11 protein-coding genes and 1 tRNA gene are annotated in these 17487 nt (G+C 64.6%); 5 read left to right on the forward strand and 7 right to left on the reverse strand.

Annotation, left to right across the window (positions count from 1 at the left end; all coding sequences use genetic code 11):
• Complete coding sequence (locus tag DZC52_RS01020) at window positions 1-801, reverse strand: SDR family NAD(P)-dependent oxidoreductase (RefSeq protein WP_116649260.1); 801 nt, start codon at window positions 799-801, stop codon at window positions 1-3.
• A gap of 45 nt (window positions 802-846) precedes the next feature.
• Window positions 847-1185 (reverse strand): TraR/DksA family transcriptional regulator, encoded by a 339-nt coding sequence (locus DZC52_RS01025; protein WP_116649261.1) that lies wholly within the window; start codon window positions 1183-1185, stop codon window positions 847-849.
• Between the two features lie 127 nt (window positions 1186-1312).
• On the opposite strand from DZC52_RS01025, the gene DZC52_RS01030 reads away from it, so the two are divergent.
• The 4 genes from DZC52_RS01030 to DZC52_RS01045 all read left to right on the forward strand — a co-directional run bounded on the left by DZC52_RS01030 (window position 1313) and on the right by DZC52_RS01045 (window position 5406).
• Window positions 1313-2608: an MFS transporter gene (locus DZC52_RS01030; RefSeq protein WP_116649275.1), complete on the forward strand. Its 1296-nt coding sequence runs from the start codon at window positions 1313-1315 to the stop codon at window positions 2606-2608.
• Between the two features lie 118 nt (window positions 2609-2726).
• Window positions 2727-3506: a cobalamin-binding protein gene (locus DZC52_RS01035; protein WP_116649262.1), complete on the forward strand. Its 780-nt coding sequence runs from the start codon at window positions 2727-2729 to the stop codon at window positions 3504-3506.
• A gap of 11 nt (window positions 3507-3517) precedes the next feature.
• Window positions 3518-4879: a 30S ribosomal protein S12 methylthiotransferase RimO gene (gene rimO, locus DZC52_RS01040; protein WP_116649263.1), complete on the forward strand. Its 1362-nt coding sequence runs from the start codon at window positions 3518-3520 to the stop codon at window positions 4877-4879.
• Window positions 4880-4923: 44 nt separating this feature from the next.
• Entirely contained in the window at window positions 4924-5406 is a 483-nt protein-coding gene (locus tag DZC52_RS01045; RefSeq protein WP_147307568.1) for a hypothetical protein, read from the forward strand.
• A 49-nt stretch (window positions 5407-5455) separates the two neighbouring features.
• Here DZC52_RS01045 and DZC52_RS01050 read toward each other — a convergent pair whose 3' ends face one another.
• The 5 genes from DZC52_RS01050 to DZC52_RS01070 form a co-directional block, all read right to left on the reverse strand.
• The gene (locus DZC52_RS01050) at window positions 5456-8770 is read right to left on the reverse strand and encodes an amidohydrolase family protein (RefSeq protein ID WP_116649265.1); all 3315 of its coding nucleotides are present in this window, start codon (window positions 8768-8770) and stop codon (window positions 5456-5458) included.
• A 127-nt stretch (window positions 8771-8897) separates the two neighbouring features.
• Window positions 8898-9830 (reverse strand): 5'-nucleotidase, encoded by a 933-nt coding sequence (locus DZC52_RS01055; RefSeq protein WP_116649266.1) that lies wholly within the window; start codon window positions 9828-9830, stop codon window positions 8898-8900.
• A gap of 209 nt (window positions 9831-10039) precedes the next feature.
• Window positions 10040-10798 (reverse strand): NAD kinase, encoded by a 759-nt coding sequence (locus tag DZC52_RS01060; RefSeq protein WP_116649267.1) that lies wholly within the window; start codon window positions 10796-10798, stop codon window positions 10040-10042.
• Window positions 10799-10802: 4 nt separating this feature from the next.
• Entirely contained in the window at window positions 10803-15755 is a 4953-nt protein-coding gene (locus tag DZC52_RS01065; RefSeq protein WP_116649268.1) for an NAD-glutamate dehydrogenase, read from the reverse strand.
• Between the two features lie 40 nt (window positions 15756-15795).
• A complete protein-coding gene (locus tag DZC52_RS01070) occupies window positions 15796-16959 on the reverse strand; it encodes an acyl-CoA dehydrogenase family protein (protein ID WP_116649269.1) in 1164 nt (387 codons plus the stop codon).
• A 400-nt stretch (window positions 16960-17359) separates the two neighbouring features.
• On the opposite strand from DZC52_RS01070, the gene DZC52_RS01075 reads away from it, so the two are divergent.
• Window positions 17360-17446 (forward strand) — tRNA-Leu (locus DZC52_RS01075).
• Window positions 17447-17487: the final 41 nt, after the last annotated feature.

Below are 17487 nucleotides of genomic sequence, written 5' to 3' on the forward strand. Positions count from 1 at the left end.
TCAGCGCTTGCGTTGCATGGCCTTGCGTACGCCGCGCACCAGCATCCGGTGGTAGAGATTCGGGAAGAAGCGTTTGAGACGCCATAGCCAGCGCGTGTTGCCGTGCGTGAGCAGCAGGAAGCGCGGCTTCTCCACCGCCCCGAAGACGATTTCCGACACGTCTTCGGCGCTCACCCCGGAGTTGTCCATCCAGCGCTCCACGCGCTTGTGGTAGCTGTTGTCGGGTGCCCGCATGGTCTCGGTCAGGCGCGTCCTGACAAAGGCCGGGCAAAGCGCGGAGACGTGGACGCCTGCATCGGCCAGTTCAATCCTGAGCATTTCCGACATCGCGATCACCCCGGCCTTTGCCGTGCCGTAGGCGTTGATTTGCGGCGCGCCGGCCAGGCCGGCGAAGGACGCAACATTGATGATGTGGCCGCTGCCACGCTCGCGCATCGACGGCGCGAAGGCCTTGCAGCCGGCCACCACGCCCATCAAGTCGATATCCATGACCCAGCGCCAGTCTTCCAGGGAGGTCTCCTCGAGTGAGCCGCCGACGGCCACGCCGGCGTTGTTCACCAAGACATCGGGCGCGCCGTGCTCTTCCCGGACCCGTTCCCAGTCCGCCCAGCGGGTGACGTCCATTTCGACTGCACAGGCCCGATCCCCCAGTTCTCCGGAAAGTGACTGCGCCCCCTTTTCGTCGCGGTCGGCAATCAACACGCGCCATCCCGAGCGGTAAAAGCGTCGGGCCATGGCAGCCCCCAGGCCGGAGGCCGCCCCGGTGATCAGCACGGTTCGGTGTTCGTTCGAGTCGTTCATCGCAACGGTCTCCCTTCATGCAAGCGGCGCTTCCACGCCACACTGTCATTGTCTTCGTTCGGCCTCGCTGGCACAGGCCAGGCAGCGTGTGGTGGCGGGATCGGCGCGCAGGCGGGCGTCGGCGATCATTTCCCCGCACTCCTGACACTCTCCGAATTCGCCGCGTTCGAGCCGGGCCAGCGCGACCTTGAGGCGGCTTACCTGAACCGCGCGCCTCCGCTCGGCATCCTTGGCCATCGCCTGCCCCTGCAACGCATCCATACGGCTGAGTCGCCCCTGGCGCGTCTGGTCGAGCTCGACCGTTGCCGTGGCCGCCCGGCTGGCTTCGGCCAGATCCTCGAGCTCGGCAATGCGTTCACGGATGAGGTGTTCAAAATCGCTCATGACCCGATTGTAAGGGGTTGTGACCCTTCGAGGCTTCATTCGGTTACCCTCATCCCAACCCAGCAGGAGCCCGTCACCCGTGGTCACCCGAAAACGCGCGCCGGCGAAGGAGATCTTCGGCTGGGCGATGTTCGACTTCGCCAACCAGGCCTACACGCTGTTGATCATCACGGTGGTTTTCGGCGACCTGTTCACCCGGGTCATCGTCGGCGACGGTCCCGACTACCGCCTTGGCAACCTGCTGTGGAGCATCGCCCTGGCGGTCTCCTACGCATTGGTCGTGGTGGCCAACCCCGTCTGCGGTGCGATCATGGATCACGGCCGCCGGCGCAAGGCCTTCCTGTTCGCGAGTTATCTCCTGACGGTCGTTGCCACCGCCCTGCTCTGGTTCGTCGAGCCCGGCTGGATCTTTACCGCGATGGCGCTGATCGTCGTTTCCAACTTTGCCTATGCCATCGGCGAAGGCTTTATCGCCAGCTTCCTGCCCGGCCTGGGCCCACGCAAGGACCTTGGGTGGATATCGGGCCTGGGCTGGTCGCTGGGCTACGTCGGCGGACTGGTCTCGACGGCCTTTGCACTGCTGTTTCTCGGCGAAGTCAGCCTGGCCAACTACGACAGCGTGCGCTGGGTCGGCCCCTTCGCCGCTGTGTTCTTCCTCGTTACGGCGCTGCCCACCTTCCTCTGGGTCAGGGACCGGGGAGCGCGACGGACGCTGGCCCCGGGCGACACCCCCGTCCGGGCGGGATTCCGACGCCTGCTCAGCACCTTCGAGCACGTCCGGCATTTTCACGACATGCGCTGGCTGCTCGCCTCGATCTTCTTCAAGATGGCCGGTATCTACATCGTCATCAGCTTCGCCTTCATCTACGGTGCACAGGTCATCGGCTGGGACGAGTCGATCCGCGTGGCCATGTTCGTGACCGTGCAGGTCACCGCCGCGCTCGGCGCGGTGTTTTTCGGCCTGGCACAGGAACGGATCGGCGCCCGGCGCACCTACCTCGCCACCCTGACGCTCTGGTTGCTGGCCATCGCGGCCATCTGGCAGACCCCGGCCGTCGCGGAACTGGCCAGAGAGTGGCTGGGCGTGAACTGGGAAGCCCAGCACGTCTTCCTCGGCGCAGGCCTGCTTTCGGGCCTGAGCCTGGGATCGTCGCAGTCGGCCGGGCGTGCCCTGGTCGGCGCACTCACGCCGCGCGGAAAGTCCGCGGAGTTCTTCGGTTTCTGGGGCACGGCCGGCAAGCTCGCCGCCATCTTCGGTATCCTCGGTCTGGGCCTGCTCCAGGCGTGGCTGGGCCTGGCCACGGCCATCGTCTTCTGCCTGATCCTGTTCGCGGCCGCCATCGCCTGCGCCTGGCCCATCGACGAGGCCCGAGGCCACCGTGCAGCGGACACCTGGCGGGAGCGGGCACCAAAAGGCGCGTAGAGACAAACCATGGAACCACGGATTGCACGGAAAACACGGAATGTGCGTATTCTGCATTTCCGTGAATTCAGTGAGTTCCGTGGTTCCTGATTTTCCTGAATTGAACAGGCGTGCAAAGATGCGAATCGTCAGCCACACCTGCTCGAACACCGAGATCGTCTGCGCCCTGGGCCGGGCGGACTGTCTGGTGGGGGTGGACGATCACTCCGACTATCCCGCCGAGGTAGTCGAAAAGCTACCGCGCATCGGACCGGACCTGGATGTGGACGTCGAGCGGATCCTGGCCCTCGAACCCGACCTGGTGATCACCTCCCTGACGGTTCCGGGACATGAGCGATGCCTGGAGAAGCTCGAAGCGGCCGGGCTGCCGCTGCTGGTGACCCGGCCTCATACGCTGGCCGACGTCGCGGCGGATATTCGCCGCATCGGCGGCGAGATCGATGCCCGGGCATCCGCCGAGCGGCTGGCATCTCGCTTCAAAGCCGCAATGGATGCCGGGCCACCCGACGGTGACCCGGTGCCGATCCTGGTGGAGTGGTGGCCCAAGCCGGTGATCGTTCCGGGCCGTCATTCATGGGTCAACGAAATGCTGCGGCTGGCGGGCGGCATCAATCCCTGGCGCGACCTCGATGCAGAGAGCCTGGAGGTCACCGCGGACATGGCCCGTTCAGCGGCGCCCGAGGCGGTGGTCATGAGCTGGTGCGGCGTGGACGAAGCCAAGTACCGCCCGCACGTGGTTCGGCGCCGGCAAGGCTGGAAGCGCGTCCCGGCCATTGCCAACGATCGAATCTACGCCGTCAGCGAAGCCTGGCTGGGCAGACCCGGGCCGCGATTACTCGACGGCATCGTGAAACTGCGTGAAGTCGTGGATAGCGTGCATGGGCGCGGTAAACGGTAGAATACGCGCCCATGACGCAACCTGACCCCGACAAGCGGCCCTCCGTGGGCCTGGTATCACTGGGATGCCCCAAGGCCCTGGTCGATTCCGAGGACATCGTCTCCCGCCTCCGCTCGGAGGGCTACGACATCGCTCCCAGCTACGAGGACGCCGACCTGGTCGTGGTCAATACCTGCGGCTTTATCGACTCGGCCAAGGCGGAATCGCTCGAGAGCATCGGGGAGGCCCTGTCGACCAACGGCAAGGTCCTGGTGACCGGCTGCATGGGCGCCAAGCCCGAGGACATCACGCGCATCCATCCGAAGGTGCTGGACGTGACCGGCCCCCACCAAGGAGAGGCCGTCGTGCGCTCGGTCAATCGCCACCTGCCCCGGCCCCACGATCCGCGCTTCGACCTTGTTCCGCCCGGCGGGCTCAAGCTCACGCCCCAGCATTACGCTTATCTAAAGATTTCAGAAGGTTGCAACCACAAGTGCAGTTTCTGCATCATTCCTTCGATGCGCGGCCGCCTGGTCAGTCGCCCCCTCGGATTGGTGATGCGAGAGGCCGAGCAACTGGCCGAGCGAGGCGTGCAGGAGCTGCTGGTCATCAGCCAGGACACCAGCGCGTACGGCGTCGACCTGAAGTACCAGACCGACTTCTGGCGAGACCGCGAGTGGCAAACCCGCCTCTACGACCTCTGCGACGCACTGGGCGAACTGGGCATCTGGGTGCGGCTCCACTACGTCTACCCTTACCCTCATGTCGACAACATCATCGGCCTGATGAACGCCGGGCGCATTCTGCCCTACCTGGACATCCCCTTTCAGCACGCCAGCCGATCGGTCCTCAAGGCCATGCGCCGCCCGGCCGCGGCCGAGAACACGCTCGAGAGAATCCGGGCCTGGCGAGCGGAATGCCCCGACCTGGTCATCCGCTCGACCTTCATCGTCGGATTTCCGGGTGAGACCGAAGCCGATTTCCAGGAACTACTCGAGTGGCTCGACGAAGCCCAGCTCGACCGCGTGGGCTGCTTCAAGTATTCGCCGGTCGAAGGCGCGTCTGCCAACGAGCTGCACGGGGCCGTGCCGGAAGAAGTGGCCGAAGAACGCTGGCACCGCTTCATGCAGCACCAGGCCGGCATCAGCGCCCGCCGCCTGGAGCGGCGTGTGGGCGGCATCGAGCCGGTCCTCGTGGACTCCGTCGAAGGCACGACCGCCATCGCCCGCAGCTACGGAGACGCTCCCGAAATCGACGGCCAGGTCATCGTGTCCGGCGCCGCCTCCCCTCGGCCGGGAGACGCGCTGATGGTACGCGTCACCCGCGCCGACCAGTACGACCTGCACGCCGAGGTGGTGGACGATTCGGAACTGAGCCATTCTGCGACCATCTAAGCAGCTTGCAGGTTTCCCTTTTGACAAAACCCATGGAGAACACAGTGAAAAAGACCATCTGCATTCTGAGCGTTGCCTTCCTGGCGATCGGTTGCGGTTCCGAGGAACCGGCACCTGCCGAGGAAACCCAGCAGGCCGCGCAAGAGCAGCCTGCCGAGAACGAACGCCAAGTGGTTCGCCGCAGCGAGCGGCAGCAGGAATCGCAGCCACTGCCCCGTCGGGATACCCAGGACCCGGAGAAGAAGGTGCCCAGGATCGAAGGCCAGGCCCAGGAAGAAGGCTATGGCCTGACCATGATCGTGGACGGCTCGAGTCCTGAGGCCTTTGCCGAGAGTCTGGAACTGATCGCGATGGACACGACTGAAGAGCAGTATCGCGACCTGGATTCCGCTCTGCGGTTCCTGGCCACTTACGATACGGCGGCCTGGTCGGGGCTCCCCAACCTGTACAAGACGCTCGACGGGATGACCGGCGAAGAGATCATCGAGCGCGCCAGGGAAATGCGCGCGGAACGCCGCAGCCGCTAAGCTGCCTTGGATAGACCCCGCCGGCGGGTGCCGGCGGGGTGGCCGTCACTCAGTGGTGCGTCCAGCCGTGCTCCCGCCCCAGGCTGTCGATGTACTCCATCGTTTCGGGCACCCAGGCATCACCGCCCTCCTTCTCGAAGAAGAAAGCCGCTCGATCGACTGACTCCGGCGCGACCTGGTCCATGCTGGCCGAATCGTACAGTCGACCGTTGAGCATGGTGTAGACCAGGTTCTGGCTCTGCTCGATGTCTTCGAGGACATCGCCGTCGACAACGATCATGTCGGCCAGCTTTCCGGCCTCGATCGAGCCGATGTCGTCCCCCATCCCGAAATACTCGGCGCCGTCGATCGTCGCGCCGCGAAGCGCTTCCCACGGCGAGAAACCGCCCTGCACCATCGCCCACATTTCCCAGTGCGCGCCCAGACCGGCCAACTGGCCGTGAGCACCGATGACGACCGGAATGCCCAGCTCGTTGAACGCCTTGGCCTGTTCGGCCACGAAAACGTGGTTGTAGTGGCCGTCGGGTGCCGTCTGGCGTCGGATCGAACGCGGATAGACGATGAACTTTGGCACGAAATCGAGCAGACGTTCGTTCTTCCATACCTCGTGGCGATCGTAGAAGTACTCCTCACCCATCAGCCCGCCGTAGGCCACGACGAAAGTCGGCGAGTGCACGACTTCGGTCTGGCTCCACAGCTGGCGGATGTCTTCGTAGGCGGTCTTGATCGACAGGCTGTGCTCGATGCCGGTATGCCCGTCGACAATCTGGCTGAGATTCTGCTCCAGGCGCATGCCGCCCTCGGGTACGACCATCACATCCAGGTTGCGACCCGCCTCGAGTACCTGCTGGCGCTGGTCGCGCCTGAGATAGTTGTAGCTCTTGACCGAGATCGCACCCAGCTCCTTCTGGCGACGCACGTGAAACTCGGCGTCCTGGTAGGAGTTCACCTTCGCAGTTGCACCCGGCGCAATCGCCCCGTAGAGGATGCGGCCGGTCGACCAGATGCGCGGCGCCAACACCTTGCCGGCACGCTGCAGCTCGGCCATCGAGAAGATGGCGGCGTTGTCGTTGGACGGATCGTGGATGCTGGTGACGCCGAATGCCAGGTTGGCGATCTGCGACCAGTTCTGCTGCGGCGTGATCTGCCGGCTGCTCATCGGTCCGTGCGCATGGGCGTCGAACAGGCCCGGCAGGACAGTCTTGCCGCTCACGTCGATGGTCTCGTAGCCGTCCGGCACGTCGATCTCGTCGGCCGAGCCGACCGACTCGATGCGGTGGCCGTCGACCAGCACCACCCCGTTGTCGATGACTTCACGCTCCTGGTGGGCGTTGCGCATGGTCACGATCCTGCCGCCGACCAGGGCGATGCGGCCGTCGTGGCGGTCCGATTCGACCTCGAAGCCCAGCTCGATGCCCTCAGTCTCCGGCTCGGGCAACTCCTCGGGGGCGCCTTCCAGGAAGGCGAACGCATCGGTCAATTCACGCTGGTAGAGCGTTGCACCGTGCGACCAGCCGATGGCATCACCCTGTGCGGTGAAGTGCAGGTGGTCGCCGGCGCGCGCGGAAACCTGGCGCACCGGAAAGGCGCTGACACTGCCGCCGAGGGTCACCTTGCCGCCGGTCGGGAAAAAGGGCGCGACGTAGGCGTTGTAGTGCTCGGTGAAAGCGACCCAGCGGCCGTCGGGAGAGACGCGGTATTCGGTCACCCACTCGCCGGCCAGGTGCTCGCGCGCATCGTGACCCTGGAGGTTGACGCTGTTGAGCGCCAGGCCCGATTCGCTGCCCTGGGAAAACAGGATCCGCTCGCCGTCGGCGGAGAACTGCGGGTTGCCGCCCGAATCGTGCACGCGGCGCATGCCGTCGCCACCGGCATCGGCGACGTAGATTCCGGTCCGCTCCGACCAGGCCGGTGACGTCAAGTAGCCGCCGGTGGTACGCACGAACACGACGCGCTCGCCGTCCGGCGAGAAGGAAGGTTCGATGTAGTGGCCCGGCTCGTCGCTGATCACCCGGCTGCGGCCGCGGCCGACCGGCGCGATTCGCACCGAGCCCAGCGCTTCGTCGTGCCAGGTCGTATAGACCACGTGGCTGGAATCAGGTGAAAAGCGCGGGTAGAACTCCCAGTGTTCGTCCTGGTCGGTGAGCCTGCGGCGACGGTCTCGCTCGAGATCGTGCAACCACAGGTAGCCCAGCGCCTGGTAGATCGCGTAGCGTCCGTCGGGGCTGCGCTGCGTCCAGCGCGCCATCCGTACCGGGAAGGTGTCGGGAGAAACCTCGACCGTGCGCTGCAGTGCCGGATGGATCTTCTTCTCGGCGACGACGTGGACTTCGATGGGCTCGTGCGAGCCGTCCGTGCCGATGCGGTGGAAACGGCCGCCGGTCCAGACGACGATCGACTCCCCATCCGGCGTCCAGGCAAAGCCGGGAAAATTGCCCATGTCGCCGGAGGTTTCCTGCATGTCGCGCTCCAGCTCGGAGAACAGCGTGCGCTCGATGCCGGACTCCAGGTCCTTGACCATCAGGCGCGAAGTCAGCTCGGTGGGATTGCGCCGCACGAAGGCCAACTGGCTGCCGTCGGGCGAGAGGACCGGCCGCACCGCGCCGCCGGGACCGGAGACGACGGTCTCCGTCTCCCCGGTTTCGCGATCGAGGCGGCGAATGGCAAAGATGCCCTGGTTGGCGTCCTTGTTGTATTCCCAGACGCGGCCGGAAGTCATGTCCTGGCTGAAGTAGACATAACGGCCGTCGGTCGAGAACTCCGGCTCGGCGATGTTCTTCTGCGATTGCTCGCCGTGCAGGCGGTCGACCAGCATCACGCCCTGGCCGCCGCCCCGGTGGTACATCCAGATGGAGCCGGCCGGAATCGAGCGCTGTGAAACGTAGCCCTTGCGCGCGGCGATGTAGTCGCCGTCAGGCGACCAGGCGGGGTTGTGCAACAGATGCTCGCTCTCGTCGCTGACCTGCTGGAGGTCGGATCCGTCGGCGTCCATGGTCCAGATGTTCTCAGCGCCGTCGCGGTCCGAGACGAAGGCGATCCTCGATCCGTCCGGGCTGTAGCGCGGCTGGAAGTTCCAGGCCAGGTCGCCGGTCAGCGCCGTGGCTTCGCCGCCGTCGATCGGCACCGTGTAGATGTCGCCCAGCATGTGAAAGACGAGCGTCTTGCCATCGGGGCTGACATCCACGTCCGACCAGGTGACTTCATCGGTGTCGATCGTGATCGTCTCCCAGTCGCCCGGCGGTTCGGTCACCGACCAATCGGCATACGGGCCCTTATCGGCGTCATCGCTCTCCCCGTTCTCCTGAGCTAGTACAGGCATGGTCAGAACGAGCAGGAACAGCGTCAGTAGCAATCTATGCAACATTATTACTCTCTCAGACAGTAGATGTGTTGAATCAAAACCTTGCTAAACGCAAAGACGCCAAGACGCAAAGTTGTTAAGGAGCTTTTTGGAATTCTTTGCGTCTTCGCGTCTTTGCGTTTCAAGATTTTCAGGTTTTTTTCTCGTTGGCGACACCGTGAGGCACGTGACCGGTGGCGACTTCTCGGCTGGCGGCGTCGGTGTGCAGGGTCTGGTCGTCGAAGAAGATGTCGGCGCCGAAGGAGCGCAGGAAGGGCGCCTTCTCGCGTCCGCCCAGGAACATCGCTTCGTCGATCCGGATCCCCCAGGCGCGCAGGGTCAGGATCACGCGCTTGTGCGCCGGCGCGGAACGCGCCGTGATCAGGGCCGTGCGGATGGGGTTCTCTTCGAGCGGATAAGCGGCCTGGATGCGCTGGATGCCCTCGAGCACCCGCTTGAACGGGCCTGCCGCCAGGGGGCTGGCCGCCTGGGCGCGCTCGCTCGTGGAGAAGGCCTCCAGGCCCTGCTCCTTGTAGATTCGCTCAGCCTCGTCGGAAAAGATCACGGCGTCGCCGTCGAAGGCCAGTTTGAGCTGCTCTGAGCGATTCTCGCGTATGGCCGAAGGCAGGATCGTCGCCGCGGCATAGCCGGCCATCAGGACGCGCCGGACGTCGTCCTCGTTGGCCGACAGGAACAGCTGCGCGCCGGAAGGCTCGATATAGTCGGCCGGACTGGCACCGTTGGTGAACACCGCCCGCTCGATATTGAGCCCGTAGTGCTCGATCGAGTTGAAGATGCGCAGCCCCGTATCTGCACTGTTGCGCGACATCAGCACGACTTCCACACCCGGGTGGTCCATGCCGTCGTTGTTGAGCCGCAGCAGCTTCTCGGCCAGGTGAAAAGCCACGCCCTTGCCGAGAATCTCGTCTTCGCGCTCGCGCTGGTAGGCCATGTAGCGCTCGAGACCGTGCTCCTCGAAGACCTTGTGGGATTCGTCAAGGTCGAACAGGGCCCGGGACGAAATCCCGATGATCAGGGGACCCGGATGGTCGGCTTCGGACGTCTTTTTGGGATTTTCGGGCATTGGGGGGATTATAACGGGCCGGAGTTGAAGGGTTCAGTGTTCAGGTTTCAGGTTTCAGGCGGCAACCGAAATCAGCGCGGGGCGGCTTTGCCGCGAGACCCTGTGCCAAGCCTGAGGTACTGCCCCCTTTCGGATGGCACATGAGCATCGCGGCAAAGCCGCTCACCTAGACTCGACGGATGCCGCCTGAAACCTGAACACTTTCCCATTTACTGGAAGAACTGCTCCGACAGAATCCGCTCTTCCAGCGAATGCTCCGGGTCGAACAGCAGGCGATGGGTGATGTCGCGTTGCTGGCGGACGTCGACGCGGGCCACGTTGCGCACTTCGTCGTAGTCGGCCGTGGCGCTGACCGGACGGCGCTCTGGCTGGAGCACCTCGAAGCGGACTTCGGCCGAGGCCGGCAGGATGGCGCCCTGCCAGCGCCGCGGGCGGAAGGGGCTGATCGGGGTGAGCACCACTGCCTCGGTGCCCAGGGGCAGGATCGGACCGTGCGCGGAGAGGTTGTAGGCGGTCGAACCGGCGGCAGTGGCCAGGAGGACGCCGTCGGCGACCAGGCGCTCGACGCGCTCACGGCCGTTGACCAGGATGCGGATATGGGCAGCCTGGTTGGTCTGGCGCAGCAGAGCGACTTCGTTGATCGCCACGGCGCGGTGGGTCTCACCGTCCTGGTCGACGGCATGCATCTGCAGGGGGTTGAGCACGACCTCCCGCGCCGAAGCGATGCGCTCCGGAAGGTCGTCCTCGGCGAAGCGATTCATGAGGAAACCGACCTCACCGAGGCGCATGCCGAAGACCGGCAGGTTGCGATCGACGTGCTCGTGCAGCGTGTGCAGCATGAAGCCGTCGCCGCCCAGCACCACCAGCACCTCGGCCTCATCCAGGCCGACGTCGCCGTAGCGCTCGCGCAGCGCCCGGGCCGCGTCCTGCGACCCGGGGTGAGCACTGGCGAGAACGGCCATTTTCATGGGCTCAGTCCGAAGTGGCGTGCAGCAGCTGGCCCAGGCCGTTGACGGCGACCTGCAGGACGGCGTAGTCACGCGACGCGGTATTGCGCATCTCCTCGAGCATCAGGCTGATGCGGTCGACTGCCTCGTGGTGACGGCGCATCCAGGCCTTGACCGGTTCGGTTTCGTCCCCTGCCTCGGTCATGATCCGGCGCGTCAGTTCGCGATGGTAGCGGTACAGGTCGTCACGCAGGTGGCCGCGGGCATGCGCATGCCACTGCCGCTCGACCGGCAGCTCCTCGATCTGGGTCCGCAGCCACTTGAGGCAGAGGTGGTCGAACAGCCGGAAGTAGATCCGGGCGACATCCTCGACCTCCAGTTCCTGCATGCGCGCCTCGTCGACGATATCCAGGGCCGAGAAGACGAAACGCAGGCCGGCCACTTCGCAGGCGACCTCCTCGCTGAAACCGGCTTCCACGAGCTCGGCCTGGCGCTGGTCCAGCGCTTGCTTGAGTTCACCGTGGAGCATGTCGGGCAAAGCCTTGCGGTAGCGCTCGATGCCGGGCGCAAAGCGCTCGACCTTGCTCGAAATGTCGATGGAATAGCCGCCGGGCAAGGTGATCAGGCGACGGGTGACCTGGCGCAGCAGGTTCCACATTTCGAGCTGGGCATCGAGCTGCACGCTCGCCGGCACCTTGTTGTCGAGAGACTCGATTTTCTGCCAGAAATCCCGGGCCGCAAAGATTTCGCGCGCCACGGTATAGGCTTTCGCCACCATGGCCGAGCTGGCGCCCGTATCCTCTCGAATGCGCATCACGAAGGGTGCACCCATGCGGTTGACGATGCTGTTGGTCACCCGGGTCGCGATGATCTCGCGCCACAGGCGATGTTCCGGCATCAGGTCGCTGAAGCGATCGCGAAGCGGCGTCGGGAAGTAATCCTTCAGTTCGGCAGAGAGATACGGATCCTCGGGCACGTCGGAGGCCAGGAGGTCCTGGTAGACGGTGATCTTGCTGTAGGACAGCAGCAGGGAAAGCTCCGGTCGCGTCAGGCCCTGGCCGCGCGCCACGCGCTCGCGCAGCTCCTCGTCGTCGGGCAGCTGTTCGAGATCGCGATCGATGACGCCCTGGTGCTCGAGCACCGCGATGAAATGCGCCTCGGCTCCGAGGCGATCGCTGGTGATCGATTCCATCATGCTCAGGGCCTGGTTCTGCAGGTAATTGGAGCGCAGCACCAGGTTGCTGACCTCGTCGCTCATGTCGGCGAGCAGCTCGTTGCGCTCGTCGAGCTGGATCATGTCGCGCTCGACCGCCTCGTTGAGCAGGATCTTGATGTTGACCTCATGGTCGGAGCAGTCGACACCGGCCGAGTTGTCGATGAAGTCGGTGTTGAGGCGACCGCCCTGCATGGCGTACTCGATGCGTCCGCGCTGCGTCAGGCCGAGGTTGCCGCCCTCGCCCACCACGCGGGCGCCCAACTCCTGGCCGTTGACGCGCACCAGGTTGTTGGCCAGGTCGCCGACATCGGAATGCGCCTCGGCCGCGCCCTTGACGTACGTACCGATGCCGCCGTTCCAGAGCAGATCGACGGGCGCCTTGAGCAGGGCCTTGATCAACTCGTGGGGCGCCAGCGATTGATCCTCGACGGCAAGCCACTCGCGCACCTCGTCGGAAAGCTCGATCGTCTTGGCCTGGCGCGAAAACACGCCGCCGCCTCTTGAGATCAGCGCTTCGTCGTAGTCGGCCCAGGTCGTTCCGGCCGTCTCGAACAGCCGTTTGCGCTCCTCGAAACTCCGGGCCGCGTCGGGATCGGGATCGAGGAAGATGTGCATGTGGTTGAAGGCCGCCTTCAGGCGGATGTGCTTCGACAACAGCATGCCGTTGCCGAACACGTCGCCGCCCATGTCGCCGACACCCACAACGGTGAAGTCTTCGCTTTGCGTATCCAGGCCGAGCTCCCGAAAATGCCGCTTGACGGATTCCCAGGCGCCCTTGGCCGTGATGCCCATCTTCTTGTGGTCATAACCGTTCGATCCGCCGGAAGCGAATGCATCGCCGAGCCAGAAGCCGTGCTCGGCGGAGATTGCGTTGGCGATATCCGAGAACGTCGCCGTGCCCTTGTCCGCCGCGACCACTAGGTAAGGATCGTCGTCGTCGTGGCGAACGACTTCGCGGGGAGGCACCAGGTCATCACCCTCGAGGTTGTCGGTGATGTCGAGCATGCCGTTGATGAAGCTTCGGTAGCAATAAACGACTTCGGCCATCATCGCGTCGCGATCACCGCCTTCGGGCAATTGCTTGGCCACAAAACCGCCCTTGGCGCCGACCGGCACGATCATCGTGTTCTTGACGTTCTGGGCGCGCATCAGGCCCAGGACCTCCGTTCGGAAGTCCTCACGCCGGTCCGACCAGCGCAGGCCGCCGCGCGCCACCTGGCCGCCGCGCAGGTGGACCCCCTCGACCCGAGGCGAGTAGACCCAGATCTCGCGGTAGGGTCGCGGCTGCGGCAAGTCAGGCACCCGCGCGGAATCGAGCTTGATGCTGAGGTAGTCGTGGTATTCACCGCGCGGGTCGCGCTGGAAGGCGTTGGTGCGCAGGATGGCGCGGATCAGGTCGCAGAAGCCGCGCAGGATGCGATCCTGGTCGGCGGAGCTCACAGAATCGAGTGCGCGCAGGATCGTCTTGCGCAGATGGAACTCCGTGCCCTCCGAAGGTTCGGATTCGCGCGACTGGCACACCTCGTCGAGGTACTCGCAGAGCACGTCGTCGTTGAACGTTTCGCGCAATTCATGGCACTGCGCCTCGAGCAGCTTTCGTGCGCTGCTGCGATGTTTGCGGCCTTCGTCTCGGCGGGCCGGATCAAAGCGCATTTCGAAGTACTCGACCAGCAGGCGCGCGACCAGCGGCCAGGCGGCCAGGGTCTGTTCCATGTAGTTCTGGGAGAACGGCATGCCGGTCTGCAACAGGTACTTGCAGCAGGCGCGGAGCAGGTTGACCTGGCGCCAGTCCAGGCCGGCCAGCATCACCAGCCTGTTGAACCCGTCGTTTTCGCAGCGCCGGCGCCAGATCTGCTCGAAAGCGTCCTGGAACTTGTCGCGCACGCGGTCGAGATTGATCTCGGCGTCGTTGGGCGGACGCATGTCGAAATCCTGGATCCAGACGCGGTGGCCGTCCGAAACCGTCAGCTCGTAGGGCCGTTCGGAGACGATGCGCATGCCCAGGTTCTCGAGCATCGGCAGCACGTCTGAGAGCGGCATCGGGTCACTGTGCTTGAAGATCTTGAAGCGCAGCAGACCGGTGCCCCGCCGCCGCGGCTTGTACAGGCTCATGCGCAGGTCGTCGAGATCGCGCAGCCTCGACACGTTGACCACGTCGTAGCTGGCGACGTGCGGCGAGACGTCGTCGGCATAGGACACCGGGAAGGCCCGGCCGAAGCGCCGGGCCAGTTCGAGGCCGTGCTCCTCGCCGTGCTCGCGCACCAGGATCTCGGTCAGCTCGTCTTCCCAGGAACGGATGGATTGCTTGATCTTGTCCTCGATGGCCTCGATGTCGAAATTCACCGTGGCGTCGCCCTTGGGCCGGACGACGAGGTGGACGCGCGCCAGCTTTGATTCCCCGACCTGGACGGCGAAATCGAGCCGCTCGCCCTTGAGCGCGCGTTTGAGGATGTTCTGGATCTTCTCGCGATTTTCGGTGTTGAACCGGTCACGCGGAATAAACACCAGGCAGGAGAAAAAGCGGCCGAAGCGCTCGCGCCTGATGAACAGTCGCGTCTGGCTTCGTTCCTGCAGATCGAGAATCCCCATCGCCATTTCCAGCAACTCTTCGCTGGAGGCCTGGAACAGCTCGTCGCGCGGCAGGGTCTCGAGGATGTGCATCAGGGCCTTGCCGGCATGGCTGCCGGCCTGCAGGCCCGACATCCTGACCACCTCATCGACCTTGCGACGCACCAGCGGCGTGTCCTGGCAGCGTCGGATGTAGGCGCCCGAGGTGAAAAGCCCGATCAAGCGCTTCTCGCCGGTCACCCGGCCTTCATCGTCGAAATACAGGACCGAGATGTAGTCCATGTACCCGCCGCGATGCACGCTTGAGGTAGCGTTGGTCTTGGTGATGATGATGGGATCGTCGGCAGTCGGCCGGTCGCTGCCCCGTCCGAGTTCGCTCAGCGGCCGGACCGGCGCCTCGCGATGCTCGGGGTGCATGATGCCCAGTCCGCTATCTGCAACCGCGCGCAACACACGCCCGTCCTCGCCGCTCTCGATGACGTACTCGCGGTAGCCCAGGAAGGTGAAGTGATCGTTGGCCAGCCACTCGAAGAAGTCGTGCGCTTCCTGGCGAGCCTCCTCGGACAAAGCCTTGTGGGTCTCGGGCAGTTCGCGTGCGATCTCGTGGGCGCAATCGAGCATCGGCCTGAAGTCCGATACCGCACGGCGCACGTCGCCCAGGGCGGCGAGGATGCGCTTCTCGATCTTGGCCAGCATTTCGGGATAGTTCTGCCGATCGACTTGAAGGTGCATCATCGACTCGGCCCGACCGCTTTCGGCCTTGCCCTCGCCGTCTTCGGCCAGCTGCATCAGGTGGCCACCCTGGTCGCGGACCACCCGCATGACCGGGTGGATGATCAGGTGCGCCGAGATGCCCAGCTCCGAGAGCGCCAGCACCACCGAATCGACCAGGAAGGGCATGTCATCGTTGACGATCTCGATGATCGTGTGGCTCGATTCCCAGCCGTGCCGATCCGAATGCGGGTTGTAGACCCGAAAGCGGATTTCGTTGCCCACCCGCTGGCGGGCGAAACCCAGGAAGCCGGTGGCCAGGGCGGCCAGGTCCTCGACCGAACAGTCCTCGAGCTCGGCGACCGGCACGCGCCGGAAGAAGCGCCGGACGAATCCGGCGCCCAGTTCGCGCCCCTCGCCCCGCGCCACGATTCGGGTGACCTGCTCCAGGACCTGCTCTTTCTTCTCGTTGTTGTGACTCATCCCATCGCTTCCCGTTTCTGACTGCCCTACCCCGCGTGGTTCAACGCAAGCCGGTTTCGGTTCTGGCGATCACCATGCGCTGGATTTCGCTGGTGCCCTCGTAGATCTCGGTGATCTTGGCGTCGCGGAAATAGCGCTCGACCGGCATTTCCTTGCTGTAGCCCATGCCGCCGTGAATCTGCACCGCCTGGTGCGTGATCCACATCGCCGCTTCCGATGCAAACAGCTTCGCCATCGACCCGTCAAGCGTGAAACGCGAGCCGGTTTCCATGGCCTTCATCTTGGCCCAGGCGGCCTTGAGCGTCAGAAGTCGGGCGGCTTCCAGCCGCGTCTTCATATCCGCCAGCTTGGCCTGGATCATCTGGAACGTGCCGATCTCCTGCCCGAACGCCTTGCGCTCCTTGGCATACTCGACGCTGGCCTCGTAGGCCGCCTGCGCAATGCCCACGGCCTGCGCGGCAATGCCGATCCGCCCGGCATCGAGCACGCCCATGGCGATCTTGAACCCCTGGCCCTCGTCGCCTAGACGATCCTCAACCGGGCACTTGTAATCGGTCAGTTCGATCTCGCAGGTCGCCGAGGCGCGAATGCCCAGCTTGGGCTCGAGCTTGCCGCGGTGGAAGCCTTCCTTTTCGGCGTCGATGATGAATGCCGAAACGCCCCGGGCACCCGCTTCCGGGTCGGTCATGGCGAACAGCACCAGGTAGCGCGCCACCGGGCCGGAGGTGATCCAGGACTTGCGGGCGTTGATCACGTAGTGACTGCCGTCGTCGCTGAGCACGGCCCGCGACTTCATGTTGGCCGCGTCCGAGCCCGACGCCGGCTCCGTCAGGGCATAAGCGCCGATTTCATCGCCGGTGGCGATCGCACGGACGTACTTCTGCTTTTGGTCCTCGGTGCCGTGCTTGAGAATACCGTTGCAGAACAGGGAGTTGTTGACCGACATGATCGTGCCGTGGGCCGCATCGGCCGCCGAGACCTCCATCATGGCCAGCGTGTAACCGATCGTATCCAGGCCGGATCCGCCGTAGGACTCCGGCACCTCGATGCCCATCAGGCCCAATTCACCCATGCGCTGGATGGTCTCGAGCGGAAATTCGCCGGAGGCATCGAATTCGTGCGCAATCGGGGCAATCTCGTCGCGAGCGAAATCGCGCGCAGCAGCCTGGATCATCTGCTGCTCGTCGGTCAGTTGAAAATCCATGAGAATCGCTTTCCTGGGAAGTGAAATCAGGGCCCGGATTATACCCCGAAGCCCGCCCAGAACAGGTCGATTAGGCCCTCCGGCCGCGACACCGACCGGCCCGAAGCGCCCGAATCGCCTGAATTTTCCGTCATCACCCCGTCAGGAATGAGAACCAGTTCACGATAAGCGAAACTGGCGCTTGACACCGTGATCTGCCCCCGTACAATTTGAATCTCCGGACCGGGGTTCCCCCCTTCCCCATCCGGATTGTGGCCCAGGTTCCCCCCTTGCCTGGGCCACACCTAACCCGGCGGCCGGAGTTCCCGCACTCCGGCCGCCTTATTTTTGGGGAACGGACACGGCGGGAAAAACATTTGGAAATCCACGCGGCTTGCACTATAATGCCGCGCTTCCACCTGCCCAGGTGGCGGAATTGGTAGACGCGCTAGCTTCAGGTGCTAGTATCCGAAAGGATGTGGGAGTTCGAGTCTCCCCCTGGGCACCATCTCATTTCCCGCACTTCCCCCAGCCTCGTGCACCTGAAGC

Origin of the sequence: Wenzhouxiangella sediminis (assembly GCF_003410055.1) — a bacterium.
In the GTDB taxonomy this organism is placed as follows: domain Bacteria; phylum Pseudomonadota; class Gammaproteobacteria; order Xanthomonadales; family Wenzhouxiangellaceae; genus Wenzhouxiangella; species Wenzhouxiangella sediminis.

Coding starts and splice junctions, on each gene's coding strand:
- DZC52_RS01020 (WP_116649260.1), bottom strand. CDS start 801: ATGAACGACTCGAACGAACACCGAACCGTGCTGATCACCGGGGCGGCC.
- DZC52_RS01025 (WP_116649261.1), bottom strand. CDS start 1,185: ATGAGCGATTTTGAACACCTCATCCGTGAACGCATTGCCGAGCTCGAG.
- DZC52_RS01030 (WP_116649275.1), top strand. CDS start 1,313: ATGTTCGACTTCGCCAACCAGGCCTACACGCTGTTGATCATCACGGTG.
- DZC52_RS01035 (WP_116649262.1), top strand. CDS start 2,727: ATGCGAATCGTCAGCCACACCTGCTCGAACACCGAGATCGTCTGCGCC.
- rimO (WP_116649263.1), top strand. CDS start 3,518: ATGACGCAACCTGACCCCGACAAGCGGCCCTCCGTGGGCCTGGTATCA.
- DZC52_RS01050 (WP_116649265.1), bottom strand. CDS start 8,770: ATGTTGCATAGATTGCTACTGACGCTGTTCCTGCTCGTTCTGACCATG.
- DZC52_RS01055 (WP_116649266.1), bottom strand. CDS start 9,830: ATGCCCGAAAATCCCAAAAAGACGTCCGAAGCCGACCATCCGGGTCCC.
- DZC52_RS01060 (WP_116649267.1), bottom strand. CDS start 10,798: ATGAAAATGGCCGTTCTCGCCAGTGCTCACCCCGGGTCGCAGGACGCG.
- DZC52_RS01065 (WP_116649268.1), bottom strand. CDS start 15,755: ATGAGTCACAACAACGAGAAGAAAGAGCAGGTCCTGGAGCAGGTCACC.
- DZC52_RS01070 (WP_116649269.1), bottom strand. CDS start 16,959: ATGGATTTTCAACTGACCGACGAGCAGCAGATGATCCAGGCTGCTGCG.